Origin of the sequence: Ruegeria profundi (assembly GCF_001507545.1) — a bacterium.
In the GTDB taxonomy this organism is placed as follows: domain Bacteria; phylum Pseudomonadota; class Alphaproteobacteria; order Rhodobacterales; family Rhodobacteraceae; genus Ruegeria; species Ruegeria profundi.
In genome coordinates this window covers 403,944-419,094 of sequence record NZ_LQBP01000001.1, presented here as the reverse complement: position 1 = coordinate 419,094, position 15,151 = coordinate 403,944, and the positions used below count along the sequence as shown (strand labels likewise).

The following is a 15,151-nucleotide window of genomic DNA, read 5'->3' as shown; positions in this document are numbered from 1 at the left end:
GACCAAGACAATGCTATTCGGACTTGATGGCGTCGAAATAGGCCTCATTATCGTATTTTTCTGCCTTTTCGGAGGTATCCTTTCCGGGTTCCCGGTGGCTTTTGCCATCGGCGGGGCCGGTATCATCTCATTCGGGATCATCGCGGCGTTGGATAGCGCCGGGTTGTTGATACACCAGGCGATCGACACAGGCACGCAAGCCTATCGGGATTTGGTGAACTCGGGGGTAAAGCCAGAGACGATATCCATATTCCGGTTCCCGGAATTACCAAGGATAGGCGAGCCGGTCTTCCCCTCGGGTTGGGAAACCGCGTTGGATCGCAACGTGTCCTTTATCGTCAACCGCATCAACGAACGCGTCTTGGCGGGACAGGCGATCGAGACACTGCTGGCCGTCCTGATGTTCGTTCTGATGGGGATCACGCTGGAGCGGTCGAAGATCGCCAATGATCTGCTGACTACAATGGCGCGCGTCTTCGGTCCTTTGCCGGGCGGTCTGGCCGTTTCGATCGTTGTCGTTGGCGCGTTTCTGGCCGCTTCGACCGGGATCGTGGGCGCAACCGTTGTGACGATGGGCCTTCTGGCGCTGCCGACCATGTTGCGGAACAACTATGCGCCGGAACTGGCGACAGGTGTTATCGCAGCCTCGGGAACGCTTGGGCAGATCATCCCACCGTCAATCGTGATTGTTCTGTTGGGGACTTTGGCGGGCGATCTGTATTCAACCGCTCAGGAGACCCGCGCGGTTGAGGCTGGGTGTACGGACGCATTGACTTACCTGGGTGAGCCTGCGGTTGTTTCTGTAGGGACGCTGTTCCAGGCAGCGTTGCTTCCGGGTATCATGCTCGCGTTGCTATATGCGCTCTACGCCTTTGGCTACGCCTTGCTGAACCCCGAGAAAGCCCCGGCGGTTGAGCTTGGCGGTAGCGGTGGTGAGCCGATTACCCGCAGTGAAGGTCTGACCTGGCTTTTGGGTGCGCCTGTTGCGCTGATTGTTGGCGTCCTGTTGCTGGGCAATATGGGTGTCATTGGTAGCCAGAACATCACTGTCTCGGCGTTTTCGGATATTGGTGAGGGCGCTTCGCTGCGTACCAACGTATCGGAAGAATGTAAGGCCTCGATGATCGAACTTCACGGTCAGTCCGCCTGGGATCAGGCCGTGGCCGAGCAACAAGCGCTGGACGAAGCCGGTGGCGTCACGCAGGCACAACGTCTGTCCGAGGAAGAACTGGCCGCCGCACAGGATGCCAAGATTGCTGCGGCAGCTCCGATTGGCACTGGCGTTGCGGTCATCGTCGTGCTGCTGGGTCTGACGTTGCTGATGGGTCGCGGCATTGCCCCTTCACAATCGACGCAGCCGCTGATCGTGGGGGCCATTGGGCTTCTGCTGATGCTGCTGGTTGACCTTGTGGCGATCTCTCCGACAACGACGTCCGGGACCACTTTCCTGCTTTTGGCGGTGCCATTTGCGCTGGCAATCTATGGCTGCAAGTTCGCAGCCGAGCGCTGCGCCACCAATGATCTGATCCGGGTGGTGTTCCCGCCGCTGGTTCTGATCATCGCGGTGCTTGGCTCGATCCTGGGTGGTATCACCAACCCAACACCAGCCGCGGCGCTGGGTGCGGGTGGTGCGATCATGCTGGCGGCCTATCGCAAGCTACAGGATCAGGGTCTCACCGGTAAAGTGATCATCTGGTCAACTCTTGCCATCATCATCTGCATGCTGATGGGGATCAACTTTGACCTGCGGATCAATCAGGATGGTGTGTCAGTTGAAAGCTGGATCGCCTTCTTCATTGCCTACGCAGCGTACCTCTACGCGCTGTTCGGTCTGATTTTTGCGTGCTGGGTGCTGTATTCAGGCGGTGTTCTGACCCCAATCGTGCGTGAGACGGCCAAGGTGACCTCGATGGTTTTCACCATCCTGATCGGATCGCAACTTCTGAACCTGGTTGTGATCTCGTTCGGTGGTGAGCACTATATCCAGCAGTTCCTGCGCAGTTTCGACAATGAGTTCACTGTCTTCCTGATCGTGATGCTGGTGCTGTTCATCCTGGGTTTCGTGCTGGATTTCCTTGAGATCATTTACATCGTGATCCCAATCGTCGGCCCGGTGATTTATGGTGGCTCATTTGATCCGAAATGGGTGACGATCATGGTGGCCGTGAACTTGCAGACCTCGTTCCTAACACCACCGTTCGGGTTTGCTTTGTTCTATCTACGAGGCGTCGCGCCGAAAGAGGTGACAACCGGTCATATCTACCGCGGGATCATACCGTTCGTGATCATCCAAGTGGTTGGGATCGGCATCCTGTGGACCTTCCCGTCGATTGTCACGATCATTCCAGATCTGATCCCGAATTGATCCGTTCGGAATAAAAGAACACAGCCGGGGGCCTTCGGGTCTCCGGCTTTTTTTGTTGCTGCTATTTGGTTGGGTTCGGTCAGCAGGCTGAGACACCGGATTCGTCACGCCCGATAGTAGGGGCGACAACGCAAACTTTCTCCAACTTGGGTAAGGTGAACGGCTCACTCAGAGAATTGGAGCAAATCCCATCGGTTGCCAAATGGATCGCGCCAGACGGCCACTGTGCCATAGGGTTCATGGCGTGGCTCTTCCTCGAAATGGATGCCGTTGGCCATCATCGCCGCGTGATCGCGTTCAAAATTATCTGTTTGCAGGAAAAATCCGACGCGACCTCCGGTCTGGTTTCCGACGGCGGCGACCTGATCAGGACCTTGTGCACGCGCCAAAAGCAATGAGCCTGAATCGGTTCCCGGAGGCGTTACCAGCACCCAACGTTTGCCGCCGCCAAGGTCGATGTCCTTCGTTAACGTGAAGTTGAGCGTCTGGGTATAGAAGGCAATCGCGGCATCGTAGTCCGGCACCACAAGGGTGACGGCATGAAGCGTTTGTTGCATGTGTAATCAGCCTTTGGTGGGGTGACGATCAGGTAATTGAATACCCGCAACCTGTTCGGCAATGGGGGCAGTGGACAGGGGGTGATGGGCGGTTTCGTTCAGGTCGTCCGGGTTTTTGATACGGCGCCATTCACCTTGCATGTACGCCTCAAGACCGGCAAACCGCGCCTTGTAACCCATCTTGGGGCTGCCCGGAACCCAATAACCCAAATAGACGTAAGGCAGACCCGCCTCGCGCGCGATATCAATGTGATCCAGGATCATGTATGTCCCCAATGAGCTTTGCGGCTGCTCGGGGTCATAGAACGAATAAACCATGCTCAAACCGTCATCCAGAACATCCGTAAGGCTGACCGCGATCAGTTCTTTGGTATCGGGATCGGCATACTCGACGACGCGGCTGCGGATCGGGGTTTCTTCGATCATCGCAGCGAACTCGAAAACGTCCATATCGGCCATACCACCATCGGCGTGGCGCGTGTCGAGGTAGCGACGGAACAGCTCGTACTGTTCGTCTGTTGCCCAAGGGGAATTCGCGCGGCGTTGCAGGTGAGAATTTCGCTTGGCCGTGCGTTTTTGACTTTTGTTGGGGCGGAAGGCCGATACGTCGATTCTGGCCGACAAGCAGGCGGCGCAATCGGTGCATGATGGGCGATAGAGCACGTTTTGCGACCGGCGAAACCCTTGTTGCGACAGGGAATTGTTCAACTGATCAGCGCCTTCCCCCTGAAGGGCTGTGAACAATTTACGCTCCATTCTGCCCTCAAGGTAAGGGCAGGGTTGGGGTGCGGTTACATAGAATTGCGGCGCAATTGGCAGCGTGTGTCGCATGAAGGTCCCGTCTCTCCTGAAACGGGATGATAGCAACGGTTCCTTGAGCCGCCAAGTGATTCACTTGATTGAATTTATGCCCGCTGATTGATCATGACCGTTCCAAGGAACGAGTCCGTCAAACCCTGGCATCGTGCGTTTGTTAGCATCATGATGACCGAGATGATTTGCACCACGAAAAACGCCATGCTGACAAAGTATCCGGCGGTATGGGCCAAGGCTTTGCCCATATCCAGGCGCGATCCGAACGCATCGCGTAACTCGATGCCCATAAAGCGCATGCCCAACGTTGCAGATCCGTTTGCGATCGTAACCACGCGATAGACAAAGCTGAGGACAGCGTAGATCAGCGGTAGAAAGAAAAGCCCCGCGCCGAGCGTCAGGAAGACCGGCACGATGCACAGCAGTGAGATAAAAGCGATATCAAAAAGCCACGCTACAAAGCGTTTTGTCACAACCGACTGATAGAATTCGGGTTGGCTGTCTGGATTGGGTAGGTGGGTCATTCAGTTTTTCCGGGAGGTTGTTCTGTACTACCCTGTCCCGAAATCCGGGACAGGGCAAGTTTGGATCAGGCACGTTCGCCGTTGTCGCTTTCATCGCGGTTTTCGCGGGCGCGCTCGTCCATGAACTGGTCGAATTCAGCCTTGTCTTTGGCTTCGCGCAGGCGGCGTAGGAAAGCTTCAAAATCTTGCTGTTCCCGTTCTAACCGGGCGAGTGTATCCGACTTGTAGGCGTCAAAGGCGCTGTTGCCCGACGGTTTCATGGCGCTCATGTGACTTTGCCACGACTTGCGGCGGCTGCAGGATTTGCTGAACATGCGTTTGCTCCAGATCATATAGGCCAGAAGGGCAAGGCCAACGGGCCAAAAAAAGATGAAACCCAGCACCATGGCGGCGATCCAGGCGCCTTTGCCCTTGTCATCCATCCAGGCCTCGGCACGGTAAAGCCATCCCGGGTTTGCAGGGACGGCGTGGTCGGACAGTGCGGTCATTTCGTATCTCCGGGGTTGATGTAAATCGTATTCACATTCTAAAGATGGGATGTACAAGGCCAGTTGCAAGGGGTCTATGTGAAAAAGATTTACATTGGCAGATGAGGGGCGGTCTCTGGTTGACCTTCGCCGTGATCGGGCGCAGGTTTCGCACATGCAAATCAACGAAGATATGCCCACTCCTGCGCTTGATGATATACTTTCACTGGAAAAGCAGGTCTGGAAGGCGCTGGTCGATGGCAATGCGTCGGCTGATCGGGCACTGTTGAGTGCGGATTTTCTGGGAGTGTACCCCACCGGGTTTGCAAATCGGGATGATCACGTCAGTCAGTTCGCCGATGCGCCAACAATGGCCCGGTACGAATTGAGCCAGGCCAAGCTGCGGGTTTTGACCCCGGACATAGTGTTACTGAGCTACCGCGCCGACTACCAGCGCACAGGACTGGCAGCGCAAGAGGCGATGTTGATCTCTTCCCTGTGGGAGCGTCGCAATGACGTTTGGGTCAACAGCTTCAGTCAGGACACCCCGTTGGAGGTCCGATGACTGCGCCGCTGACCATTCACCGCGTACCACGCGCATTCGATGCCCCGCTTGGCGAGGAGGCCCTGCGCGCCGTGGTGGACGTTACGCCGGAACAGCGCGAATTGATCGCAGGAGCAGCGGGGAGTAGCCCGTATCTGAAAGGGTTGATTGAGCAAGAGCGTGATTGGTTGCCCGGTGCCTTGCTGCACCCCGACCAGGCATTGGCTGATTTGATGGACGCCGCGCGCCGTCTTCCGCCGGACCAGCTCAAACCCGGATTAAGACAGGCCAAACGGCGGCTGGCGCTGCTGACCGCGCTGGCCGATCTGGCGGGCGCATGGCCGCTGGAAAAGGTGACTGGGGCGTTGACGGAGTTTGGGTCGCTGGCTGCGGATGTGGCCGCAAAGGCCGAAATCGCAGCGCTCATCCGGCGTGGCAAACTGCCGGGGATGGGGCCGGACGACGTGGAAACAGCCGCCGGGATGATCATCCTTGCGATGGGCAAGATGGGCGCGTTTGAGTTGAACTACAGCTCGGACATCGACCTGATCGTGCTGTTTGACGAAACTCGGTTTGACCCGGATGATTTCTACGACGCGCGGCACGGTATGGTGCGTGCTACGCGTAATTTCTGCGCCACGCTCAGCGATAAGACCGCTGATGGGTATGTGTTCCGCACCGATTTGCGACTGCGCCCTGATCCAGCGGTAACACCGGTCTGCATGGCGGCTGAAGCGGCTGAACGCTATTACGAAAGCCTCGGTCGCACGTGGGAGCGCGCAGCCTACATCAAAGCACGCCCCTGCGCCGGCGACATCGCGGCTGGGCAGCGTTTCCTTGATACGCTGCGCCCGTTCGTCTGGCGCCGTCATCTGGACTTTGCGGCCATTCAGGACGCCCATGACATGCGCCTGCGCATTCGCGAGAACAAAGGAACCGGTGGCGCACTGACCATACCGGGCCACGACATGAAACTGGGGCAGGGCGGCATTCGGGAAATTGAATTTTTCACCCAAACTCGTCAGTTGATCGCCGGGGGGCGCGACCCCGATCTGCGGGTGCGTGGGACAGTGCCCGGCCTGTCAGCGCTTGCTGAAAAAGACTGGATCCCTCAGGATGTGGCGGAAAAACTGACTGATCACTACCGCGCGCATCGTCAGGTCGAACACCGCATTCAGATGGTCCATGATGCGCAGACTCACAAGGTCCCGCAGTCTGCAGACGGGATTGAGCGTGTGGCCTGTCTGATGGGGATTGACGGCGCAGAGCTGACTGCCGACCTGACCCGCCGACTGACCGAGGTGCACGAGTTGACCGAAGGTTTCTTTGCCCCCGGGTCTTCGACTCCAGCACCGGCCAGAGAGGCCGATTTCGACCAAGGTGTTCTGGCCCGCTGGACCACGTATCCAGCGCTCCGCTCGCAACGCGGGCGGCGGATATTCGAACGGTTGAAGCCCGAGCTTCTTTCGCGTCTTTCGAAAACGGCGAAACCGGATGAGGCGTTGCTGGCGCTGGACGGGTTCTTGTCAGGTTTGCCTGCTGGCGTACAACTGTTTTCCCTTTTCGAAGCAAATCCGCATTTGATCGATCTACTGGTTGATATCGTGGGCACCTCTCATACTCTGGCGGCGCATCTGTCGCGCAACGCATCCGTGTTTGACGCGGTGATCGGTGGCAGTTTCTTTGCCGCTTGGCCCGGGCAATCAGTCTTGCAAGCCGAGTTGGAACAGGCGCTCGAGCAAGAGCATGACTATGAAACGAAACTGGATTTCGCGCGCCGCTGGTGCAAGGAGTGGCATTTCCGTATCGGTGTTCACCACCTGCGCGGGTTGATCGATGGCGTTAAGGCCGGGCAATACTATGCCGAACTGGCCAGCGCCGTTATCGCAGCGATCCTGCCTTGCGTTACCGAACAATTCGCAAAGAAACATGGGCCTGCGCCGGGGCGCGGGGCATCCGTTTTGGGTATGGGATCGTTGGGGGCAGGGCGGATCAATTCGCAATCCGATCTGGACATGATCGTCATTTATGACCCGCTGGATCAGGAGATGTCTGACGGACCGCGCCCGCTTGCCACGCGCACATATTATGCCCGGTTCACGCAGGCACTTATCACAGCGCTATCAGCGCCGATGTCGCAGGGGCGGCTATATGAGGTCGACATGCGCCTGCGCCCCTCGGGCAATCAGGGGCCAGTGGCGACCAGCCTGTCCAGTTTCATCAGCTACCAGCAAAACAAAGCCTGGGTGTGGGAGCATCTGGCCCTGACCCGTGCCCGCGTGGTTGCCGGTGATTCAGGGTTGGCGCAGGATATTGAGGCATTCCGCACAGATTTTCTGTCTGAGCCCGTAGATCGCCACAAGGTTCTGCGCGAAGTGGCCGAGATGCGTGCACGTCTGGCGGCAGCCAAATCTCCGGCGGGCATCTGGGATGTCAAGAATGGTGCAGGGCGAATGATGGATATCGAGTTGGTGGCGGAAACCGGCGCCCTGATATCCGGTGTTGCGCAGCGTGATGTCTCCAGCGGGTTGGACGGTGCTGTCGCAGCCGGATTACTGGACGTCGCTCAGGCGCAAAATCTCAAGGCGTGCTATGATCTATGCTGGTCCGTGCAATGCGCTGCCCGGTTGTTGTCTGGCAAGGTTATTGAGGCTGACAAGATCGGCGAGGGCGGCACGGCCTTCCTGTGCCGGGCCACTGGCTTTGAGCAGGTCGAACAGTTGCAGGCAGCGCTGCAAGAGAGTTATACCGCCGCCGCCGATATCATCGGCCGCGTGATCGAGGAGGGGCAGGATGCCGCGCAATAACGATCCAAACGATCACAAGGGTCTGATCCGCGAAGCCTATCGTATCGAAGGGATCACGCTGCCCGAATGCCGCAGTATCTTTCTGGACTGGGCGCTTAGCCTGCCTGCTGATCGGGATCAAACGCAGGCTCTGAACGATCTTCACGCCGTCTATGCCGCGGAAGAGGCAGATCATCCTATGACGCAGGTTCTGGCCGAGGGATTGCAATCGGCCAAAGCACCGAAACGGCGCGGCGGGTGGCGGTCTCGGCCCCGCTAGGGCTTTTCCCCGGACGCGTTCGCCACTAAGAGGGCGTCATGACCCAAGCCACCGACCGCCCCCGTATCCGCCTGAAACCCAAAGCCAACGCGCGCGGCCTGCGACATGGTTTTCCGTGGGTCTATGTCAATGACATCGTGACCGACCGCCGGACACGCAAAATCCCTTCGGGCGCTTTGGCGGTACTCGAAGACGACAAACGCTCTCCGATCGCGTTGGTCGCCGTGAACCCAGACTCGAAAATCATGTGCCGAGTGCTGGACCGCGATCTGGATGCGCAACTGGATGCCGATTGGTTCGAAACTCGCCTGCGCCGCGCGCTCGAGATGCGCGAACGCCTGTTCGACGCGCCGTACTACCGCCTGATCCATGCCGAGGCGGATGGCTTTCCCGGCGTGATTATCGACCGCTTTGGTGAGGCTTGCGTAATTCAGCCTAACGCCGCCTGGGCCGAAGTGCATCTGGAAACTCTGACCGACGCGCTGGTTGCGGTGACGGGCGTGACGACCGTTCTGAAAAACGCCTCGGGTCGCACACGCGAGCTTGAGGGGCTGGATGACGTAAACCAGGTCTTGCGAGGAACGGCGCCTGACGCGCCGCTGTCCGTACCGATGAATGGCGCGACCTATATGGCTGACCTCACCGGAGGTCAGAAAACCGGCCTGTTTTACGACCAACGCCCCAACCATGCCTTCGCCGCCCGGCTGGTGGAACCGGGTGCAAAGGTGCTTGACGTGTTCAGCCACGTTGGTGGCTTTGGACTGGCGATGCTGGCCGGAGGGGCCGAACACGCCTTGTCCGTTGATGGTTCGGCTGCGGCGCTTGAACTGGCGGCGCAGGGCGCGCAGGCCTCGGGCTTTGCAGATCGTCTGCAGACTCGCCAAGGCGATGCCTTCGATGTTCTGACGCAACTGGGCGAGGAGGCCGCGCAATTCGACGTAGTCATCTGCGACCCACCCGCTTTTGCACCGTCAAAACAGGCGTTGGATGCAGGGTTGCGCGCCTATGAACGCATCGCGCGCCTTGCTGCGCCACTGGTGACGCCCGGTGGGTATCTTGGTCTCTGTTCATGCTCGCATGCGGCTGATCTGGGCCGGTTCCGCGATGCGTCCTCACGTGGGATTGGTCGGGCAGGGCGACAGGCTCAACTGATCCATACGGGTTTCGCTGGCCCCGACCATCCGCAACTGCCGCAACTGGCTGAAAGTGGATACCTCAAGGCCGTGTTCTACCGGTTATGAAGGCGGTACTTGATACCTGCGTCATCTATCCCACGGTGATGCGAGAGATGCTGCTGGGCGCCGCCGGGCAGGGCCATTTTACACCGGTGTGGTCTGCACGAATCCTCGAAGAATGGGCCCGCGCAGCCCGCAAACTGGGCCCGGAGGGTGAGGTTCAGGCCCGTGCCGAAATTGCCTTGACTCAAGCACAGTGGCCAGAGGCCGAACGCAACGCCAATTCGGGGCTTGAACAGCGGTTGTGGCTACCTGACAGCGCCGATATCCACGTTCTTGCAACGGCAGTGGGGGCATCGGCGGACGTTATCGTAACCGTCAATGCAAAGGATTTTCCAAGGAACATTCTGTCGGAAGAAGGTCTTGACCGCCGCGACCCTGACAGCTTGTTGCTCGGGTTCTGGCAAATTGACCCCGACGGAATGGGGGATGTTGCCGCGCGTGTGCTGTCAGAAGCCAATCGATTGTCCGGCGACCAATGGGCCATGCGGGCGTTGATGAAAAAGGCGCGTTTGCCGCGTTTGGGGAAGGCGTTGGCCACCTAAGGCCTATCCCGAGGCAAGCGAATTGCTGCGCCTGACTAGGCTTCAGTGCCCCAGCGCTGCTCAAGCGCCTCAAGCGCGGCGATGCGTTCGTCGGTTTTGGGGTGGCTCATCAGCCAAGCAGGAACGACACCGGCCCGCTGCTGGGTCAGGTCTTCCAATTTGTGAAACAGGGACTTCTGCGGCCCGATCCCGATCCCTGCCTTTGTCAGCAGGGCGGCGGCATATTCATCGGCCTCATACTCATCCCCGCGTGACAGACGCGACGCGAGAAGATGGGTCAGAACATTGGCAATCCACGCCCCGATGAAGGGAATGAAACGGTTCAAAAGCATCATCAACGCCGCCCGCATCGCGTTTTGGCCCGAGAAATCAATCATCCGCCGACGCGCGTGCCCTAAGGCCACATGCCCCAATTCATGCGCAATCACGCTTGCCATTTCCTCGGCCGAGACCTCTCCGCTGCGAAACTTGCGATAAAAGCCACGCGTGATGAAAATTCGACCATCAGGCGCAGCAAGGCCATTCACGGGGTCGATTTCGTAGATATAGACAGGAACACGCTCGATCTCCAACGCCGCTGCAAGCCGATCGGTCATACGTTTCAGTTCCGGATCTGCAAGTTCGGTTGATTTTGCATCCAGCTCGCGATGCGTGCGCCAGACGGAAACACGATACATCACAAGGGCATAGGCGATTGCCAGCAGGATTGGGGTAAAACGAAACATGCCCAAGATATGGGTGCGTCTGGAGACAAGGGCAATCAAAAAGTTGTTGGTTGTTCGTGGACACGTCATCCGCGGCCACGACCAGCATTTGCTGAGTGGCCCTAGCACTCAACAATCAGATGCTGTCGATTAACGTGTCAGCTCTCGCATGCCTTTTTCAAGCCCTGCAAGTGTCATTGGCACCATACGGTCCTCGAAAATGTCCTGAATCATGCCGATGGAGTGGGTGTAATTCCAGTGCTTTTCCGGCACCGGATTGATCCATAGGTTTGACGACCACTGCTCGCGTGCGCGCTGCAGCCAGACCTGACCCGATTCCTGGTTCCAATGCTCGTTCGCACCGCCGGGATAGGCGATTTCATAGGGGCTCATCGAGGCATCGCCAACAAAGATACACTTGTAATCCGAGCCATAGGTGCGCAGCACCTCATACGTCGGTGTTTGCTGATCCCAGCGACGGCGGTTGTCGCGCCAGACGCCTTCATACAGGCAGTTGTGGAAATAGTAGTATTCCAAATGCTTGAACTCGGTCCGGGCGGCCGAGAACAATTCCTCGACCACTTTGACATGCGGATCCATTGAACCGCCCACATCCAGGAACAACAGAACTTTGACTGCGTTGTGGCGTTCGGGGCGGGTTTTGACATCCAGATAGCCATGTTCGGCGGTGGCGCGGATCGTGCCATCAAGGTCAAGCTCTTCCGCCGCGCCTTCGCGCACCCAGCGGCGCAGGCGTTTCAGCGCGACCTTGATGTTGCGGGTGCCCAGCTCAACCGTGTCGTCCAGGTTCTTGAATTCCCGCTTGTCCCAGACTTTGACCGCACGCTTGTGGCGGCTTTCTTTCTGGCCGATGCGGACACCTTCGGGATTATACCCATATGCCCCGAACGGAGAGGTTCCGGCCGTCCCGATCCACTTGTTGCCGCCCTGATGACGGCCTTGCTGCTCGCTTAGCCGGTCGCGCAGCGTTTCCATCAGCTTGTCAAAACCACCAAGAGCTTCGATCTCGGCTTTCTCTTCATCAGAGAGGTGCTTTTCTGCCATCTTGGCCAGCCAGTCAGCAGGGATGTCGACCGCCTCCAGAACCTGTTCGAAGCTGATCGCATCCAACCCTTCAAAACTGGCGGCAAAGGCACGATCGAACTTGTCGATGTTGCGTTCGTCTTTCACCATCGAGACGCGCGCGAGGTAGTAGAACGCCTCAACATCATAGGTCGCCAGACCCTTTTTCATGCCCTCAAGAAAGGTCAAATATTCGCGCAATGAAACGGGAACGCCGGATTTCCTGAGGTTTTCGAAGAAGGGCAGAAACATCGGTCAGACCACAAACCGCACAAGGAGCAAAGACAAGACCAACCCTAGCAGAGCAAAGGCGATGCCATAGCCAGCGGCATATTGTGCGATGTCTGCACCGCTGCCCTTGCGTTTGCGTGCGGTTATCGCCCCAAGGATTGCCCCCAGTATCGCCATTCCCAGAACTACGACCATGCGCTATCCGCCCCTGCTGTTGGCGGGTCCTTCGGCAACGTTTTGCATCAACGACCGGACCACTGTTTCCGATCCGAACCCGTAGCGCGCCCACGCAAGACTGTCCAGCCTGACGGAACGTGCCTGAGCGGAACGCCCGGCCTGATTGAGCGCTTCGGATTTCAACAGCAGCAACGTCGCCAGTTGCGAGGCGTTCTCGGCCCGCGTCATGACACCGATGGCTTTGTCCAGTTCGGGCAGAGTCTCAGGCCCCTTGCCGCGTGCAAGGGCAAAAGCGGCAGTTTGGGTCGTGACATATGCCTGATGCACCTCGGTGCCGGGTGCGGCGCGCAGGTATTGCAAGGCAAGCTGATAGTTCTGCAAAGCCTTCTGCGGGTTGTCGAACTGGGCCATGCGTCCCATCACGTAATACGGATAGGCGCGACGGTGGTCGGTCCAGCCTTGTTCCCGTCCGATTTGCGCGGCCCTCTGCGCGGCCCTCATGCGCCGTTGTGCGCTCACTTGCAGGCGCAGTGATTTTTGAATCGCATTGATCCATTCTCGGGGCGTGTCGGAAACCGGCTGCGCGGGCAGGGTGTTTCCGCGTGGGTTCAGACGGCTCAGCACGCCCGGCAGGACGGCTTCAACCTGTTCGCGCGTCATGCCGCTGCGCAACTCGGGCGCATAGGCGGTGCGCAGGATCAGCATGTCAAACCCCGTCAGAACGGTGTGGATGTTATCATCGTTGAACACCGAATCCGGCAGGTGATAGAGATCGTTCAGCGGCCCTAGCGCCTGCGCAACCTCTTCATGCAAGCAATCGCGTTTTTCCTGCGGACTGACGTCATACGGGACAAAAATGCCCAGACGCTCGCGGCTGTTCAGGCGGCTCCAACTGCTTTTCTGTTTGCGGCGGTCGCGGCGATACTCTTCGAAACTCGAAGAATTGGGCACCACGAAACAGGCGGCCTGCGGCAGCATTTCGTGGATTTGATCCTGGCTCACGGCCTCGATCGTGATGTTGGCCGTGCCGTCCGAGATTTGGCGGATGTCGATCCCGGCCTCGCGCCGCAGCCGGTTCAGCAAAAGGGTGAGGTCCCGCTGCATCGAGGGCGTGGGCAAGCCGGTGAGACGTACGGTGATAGGCGTTTCAAACCGCGTGAAAACCGGCAATTGCGCGCCACCTTCCAGCGCAAAATGCAACGACACGAAGTCTGACGCGATATTCGCGTTTGACCGGACCGGAGGCGTTGGCGACGCGCGCGCGAACGTCTTTGCCGGTGGCAGCGTCTCTTCAATCGCCTTGACGCGGGTGGGAACTTCGACCGGTTCAACCGTTGCGCAGCCAGCCAGCACTGCTGCGGCAAGAAGAGCGGCCCAACGTATCATGAGCGCTGGTACCGGATGAACGGTGTTTGCTTGCCGATGCGGTCATACAGCTTGCGGGCGGTGTGGTTGAATTCCTGCGTCAGCCAATAAACCGACGGGGCAAGTTGACGGTCAGCTTCGTCATACACAGCCTGAATAAGCGCACGCCCGACACCGGTGCCGCGCGCCTGGGGGCGCGTGAAAAGGTCCTGCAGATAGCAGACGTCTTCGATTTTCCACGCGTGACGATGAAACAAGTAATGCGTCAGACCCAGCAACTGACCGTCGCGATCTGCAACAAAGCAGGAAAAATCATGTGGGTCGTCGCCGAGCAGTCGTGCGAATGTGGTGGCATACACCTCGTCCGAGACGGTGGTCTCGTAGAAGGCCAGATAATCGCGCCACATCTCGGACCACTCTGGTCGATCTTCGGGCCGCAGCGCGCGGATGGTCAAAGTGTCAGCCAATCACAGTGTCCCGTTCTGTCCCGATCCAACCTGGCCCGTTTCGACCGGACCGCCACCTGCAATGCTGACAGCCAGACCCGTCCAACGCAAGCAGCGATCTGAATATGGACTGTTGTTTAGCGTTTGCTGCGTGCCATAAAGGCAAGCCGTTCGAACAAGTGCACGTCCTGTTCATTCTTCAGCAACGCACCGTGCAGCTTGGGAAGGGCATTTACACCATCGCGTTTCAGGTCCTCTGCGCTCAGGTCTTCTGCCAGCAACAACTTCAACCAATCCAATACCTCAGAGGTAGACGGCTTTTTCTTCAGCCCCTGCGTGTCGCGAAGCTCATAGAACTGTGTCAGCGCGGTGGTCAAAAGCGCGTCTTTGATACCCGGATGGTGAACCTCGACGATCCGACGCATGGTCGCCTCGTCCGGGAAGCGGATGTAATGAAAGAAACAGCGGCGCAGAAAGGCGTCGGGCAGTTCTTTTTCGTTGTTCGACGTGATGATGACGATGGGTCGGTGCTTGGCGCGGATCGTCTCACCCGTCTCATAGACGTGGAACTCCATTTTATCGAGCTCCTGCAACAGGTCATTGGGAAACTCGATATCGGCCTTGTCGATCTCATCGATCAGAAGAACGACTTTTTCATCTGCCTCAAACGCCTGCCACAGTTTCCCCTTACGGATATAATTCGACACGTCGTGCACACGTTCTTCGCCAAGCTGGCTGTCGCGCAGCCGGCTGACCGCATCGTATTCGTACAAACCCTGCTGCGCGCGGGTTGTCGATTTGACGTTCCATTCGATCATCTTCAGGTTCAGTGCCCCGGCCACCTGCCTGGCCAGCTCGGTCTTGCCGGTTCCAGGCTCACCTTTCACAAGCAGGGGTCGCTCGAGCGTTACGGCAGCGTTTACCGCGATAGTCAGATCATCTGTGGCGACATATTCTGCTGTGCCTTGAAAACGTGCGGTCATGGGCCCCTCGTGTGGTTTGGCGCAAACTGTGCTGTTCGGGTTACAG

General features: G+C 58.2%; 16 protein-coding genes. 6 read left to right on the top strand and 10 right to left on the bottom strand.

Translation table 11 applies throughout. From position 1 onward, the window contains the following. The first annotated feature begins 10 nt into the window (after positions 1–10). Complete coding sequence (locus AVO44_RS02090) at positions 11–2,365, top strand: TRAP transporter large permease (RefSeq protein WP_068331823.1); 2,355 nt, start codon at positions 11–13, stop codon at positions 2,363–2,365. Positions 2,366–2,529: 164 nt separating this feature from the next. Here AVO44_RS02090 and AVO44_RS02085 read toward each other — a convergent pair whose 3' ends face one another. The 4 genes from AVO44_RS02085 to AVO44_RS02070 form a co-directional block, all read right to left on the bottom strand. Next, positions 2,530–2,922, bottom strand: a complete 393-nt coding sequence (locus AVO44_RS02085; protein WP_068331821.1) for a VOC family protein — start codon at positions 2,920–2,922, stop codon at positions 2,530–2,532. Positions 2,923–2,928: 6 nt separating this feature from the next. Further along, positions 2,929–3,753 carry an arginyltransferase gene (locus AVO44_RS02080; protein ID WP_068331818.1) on the bottom strand — a complete coding sequence of 275 codons (825 nt, stop codon included), beginning with the start codon at positions 3,751–3,753 and terminating at the stop codon, positions 2,929–2,931. A 74-nt stretch (positions 3,754–3,827) separates the two neighbouring features. After that, positions 3,828–4,259 carry an RDD family protein gene (locus AVO44_RS02075; protein ID WP_068331815.1) on the bottom strand — a complete coding sequence of 144 codons (432 nt, stop codon included), beginning with the start codon at positions 4,257–4,259 and terminating at the stop codon, positions 3,828–3,830. Positions 4,260–4,324: 65 nt separating this feature from the next. Further along, positions 4,325–4,747, bottom strand: coding sequence for a DUF2852 domain-containing protein (locus tag AVO44_RS02070; protein ID WP_068331812.1), 423 nt, complete (start codon positions 4,745–4,747; stop codon positions 4,325–4,327). A gap of 154 nt (positions 4,748–4,901) precedes the next feature. Here AVO44_RS02070 and AVO44_RS02065 point away from each other — a divergent pair, with 154 nt between their 5' ends. Genes AVO44_RS02065 through AVO44_RS02045 form a run of 5 tightly spaced genes read left to right on the top strand, consistent with a single transcriptional unit; the run spans position 4,902 to position 10,116 of the window. Continuing rightward, positions 4,902–5,291 (top strand): nuclear transport factor 2 family protein, encoded by a 390-nt coding sequence (locus AVO44_RS02065; protein WP_233421897.1) that lies wholly within the window; start codon positions 4,902–4,904, stop codon positions 5,289–5,291. After that, positions 5,288–8,077, top strand: a complete 2,790-nt coding sequence (locus AVO44_RS02060; RefSeq protein ID WP_068331809.1) for a [protein-PII] uridylyltransferase family protein — start codon at positions 5,288–5,290, stop codon at positions 8,075–8,077. The genes AVO44_RS02065 and AVO44_RS02060 overlap by 4 nt, the downstream gene beginning before the upstream one ends. Then, the gene (locus AVO44_RS02055; protein WP_068331806.1) at positions 8,064–8,336 is read left to right on the top strand and encodes a hypothetical protein; all 273 of its coding nucleotides are present in this window, start codon (positions 8,064–8,066) and stop codon (positions 8,334–8,336) included. The genes AVO44_RS02060 and AVO44_RS02055 overlap by 14 nt, the downstream gene beginning before the upstream one ends. Positions 8,337–8,374: 38 nt before the next feature. Beyond that, positions 8,375–9,577: an RSP_2647 family RNA methyltransferase gene (locus tag AVO44_RS02050; protein ID WP_068331803.1), complete on the top strand. Its 1,203-nt coding sequence runs from the start codon at positions 8,375–8,377 to the stop codon at positions 9,575–9,577. Then, positions 9,574–10,116: an RSP_2648 family PIN domain-containing protein gene (locus tag AVO44_RS02045; protein WP_068331801.1), complete on the top strand. Its 543-nt coding sequence runs from the start codon at positions 9,574–9,576 to the stop codon at positions 10,114–10,116. Before AVO44_RS02050 ends, AVO44_RS02045 begins: the two co-directional genes overlap by 4 nt. Before the next feature lie 35 nt (positions 10,117–10,151). On the opposite strand, the gene AVO44_RS02040 is transcribed toward AVO44_RS02045, so the two are convergent. From AVO44_RS02040 to AVO44_RS02020, 6 genes are all read right to left on the bottom strand, one after another. After that, positions 10,152–10,841, bottom strand: a complete 690-nt coding sequence (locus AVO44_RS02040; RefSeq protein WP_068332639.1) for a M48 family metallopeptidase — start codon at positions 10,839–10,841, stop codon at positions 10,152–10,154. 129 nt (positions 10,842–10,970) lie between these two features. Continuing rightward, positions 10,971–12,155 carry a vWA domain-containing protein gene (locus tag AVO44_RS02035; protein WP_068331799.1) on the bottom strand — a complete coding sequence of 395 codons (1,185 nt, stop codon included), beginning with the start codon at positions 12,153–12,155 and terminating at the stop codon, positions 10,971–10,973. A 3-nt stretch (positions 12,156–12,158) separates the two neighbouring features. Beyond that, complete coding sequence (locus AVO44_RS21215; RefSeq protein ID WP_169794823.1) at positions 12,159–12,329, bottom strand: hypothetical protein; 171 nt, start codon at positions 12,327–12,329, stop codon at positions 12,159–12,161. Positions 12,330–12,332: 3 nt separating this feature from the next. Beyond that, complete coding sequence (locus tag AVO44_RS02030) at positions 12,333–13,697, bottom strand: DUF2927 domain-containing protein (protein ID WP_068331796.1); 1,365 nt, start codon at positions 13,695–13,697, stop codon at positions 12,333–12,335. Next, positions 13,694–14,083 carry a GNAT family N-acetyltransferase gene (locus AVO44_RS02025; protein ID WP_082677371.1) on the bottom strand — a complete coding sequence of 130 codons (390 nt, stop codon included), beginning with the start codon at positions 14,081–14,083 and terminating at the stop codon, positions 13,694–13,696. Before AVO44_RS02025 ends, AVO44_RS02030 begins: the two co-directional genes overlap by 4 nt. Before the next feature lie 176 nt (positions 14,084–14,259). Further along, complete coding sequence (locus AVO44_RS02020) at positions 14,260–15,105, bottom strand: AAA family ATPase (protein WP_068331792.1); 846 nt, start codon at positions 15,103–15,105, stop codon at positions 14,260–14,262. Positions 15,106–15,151 lie beyond the last annotated feature (46 nt).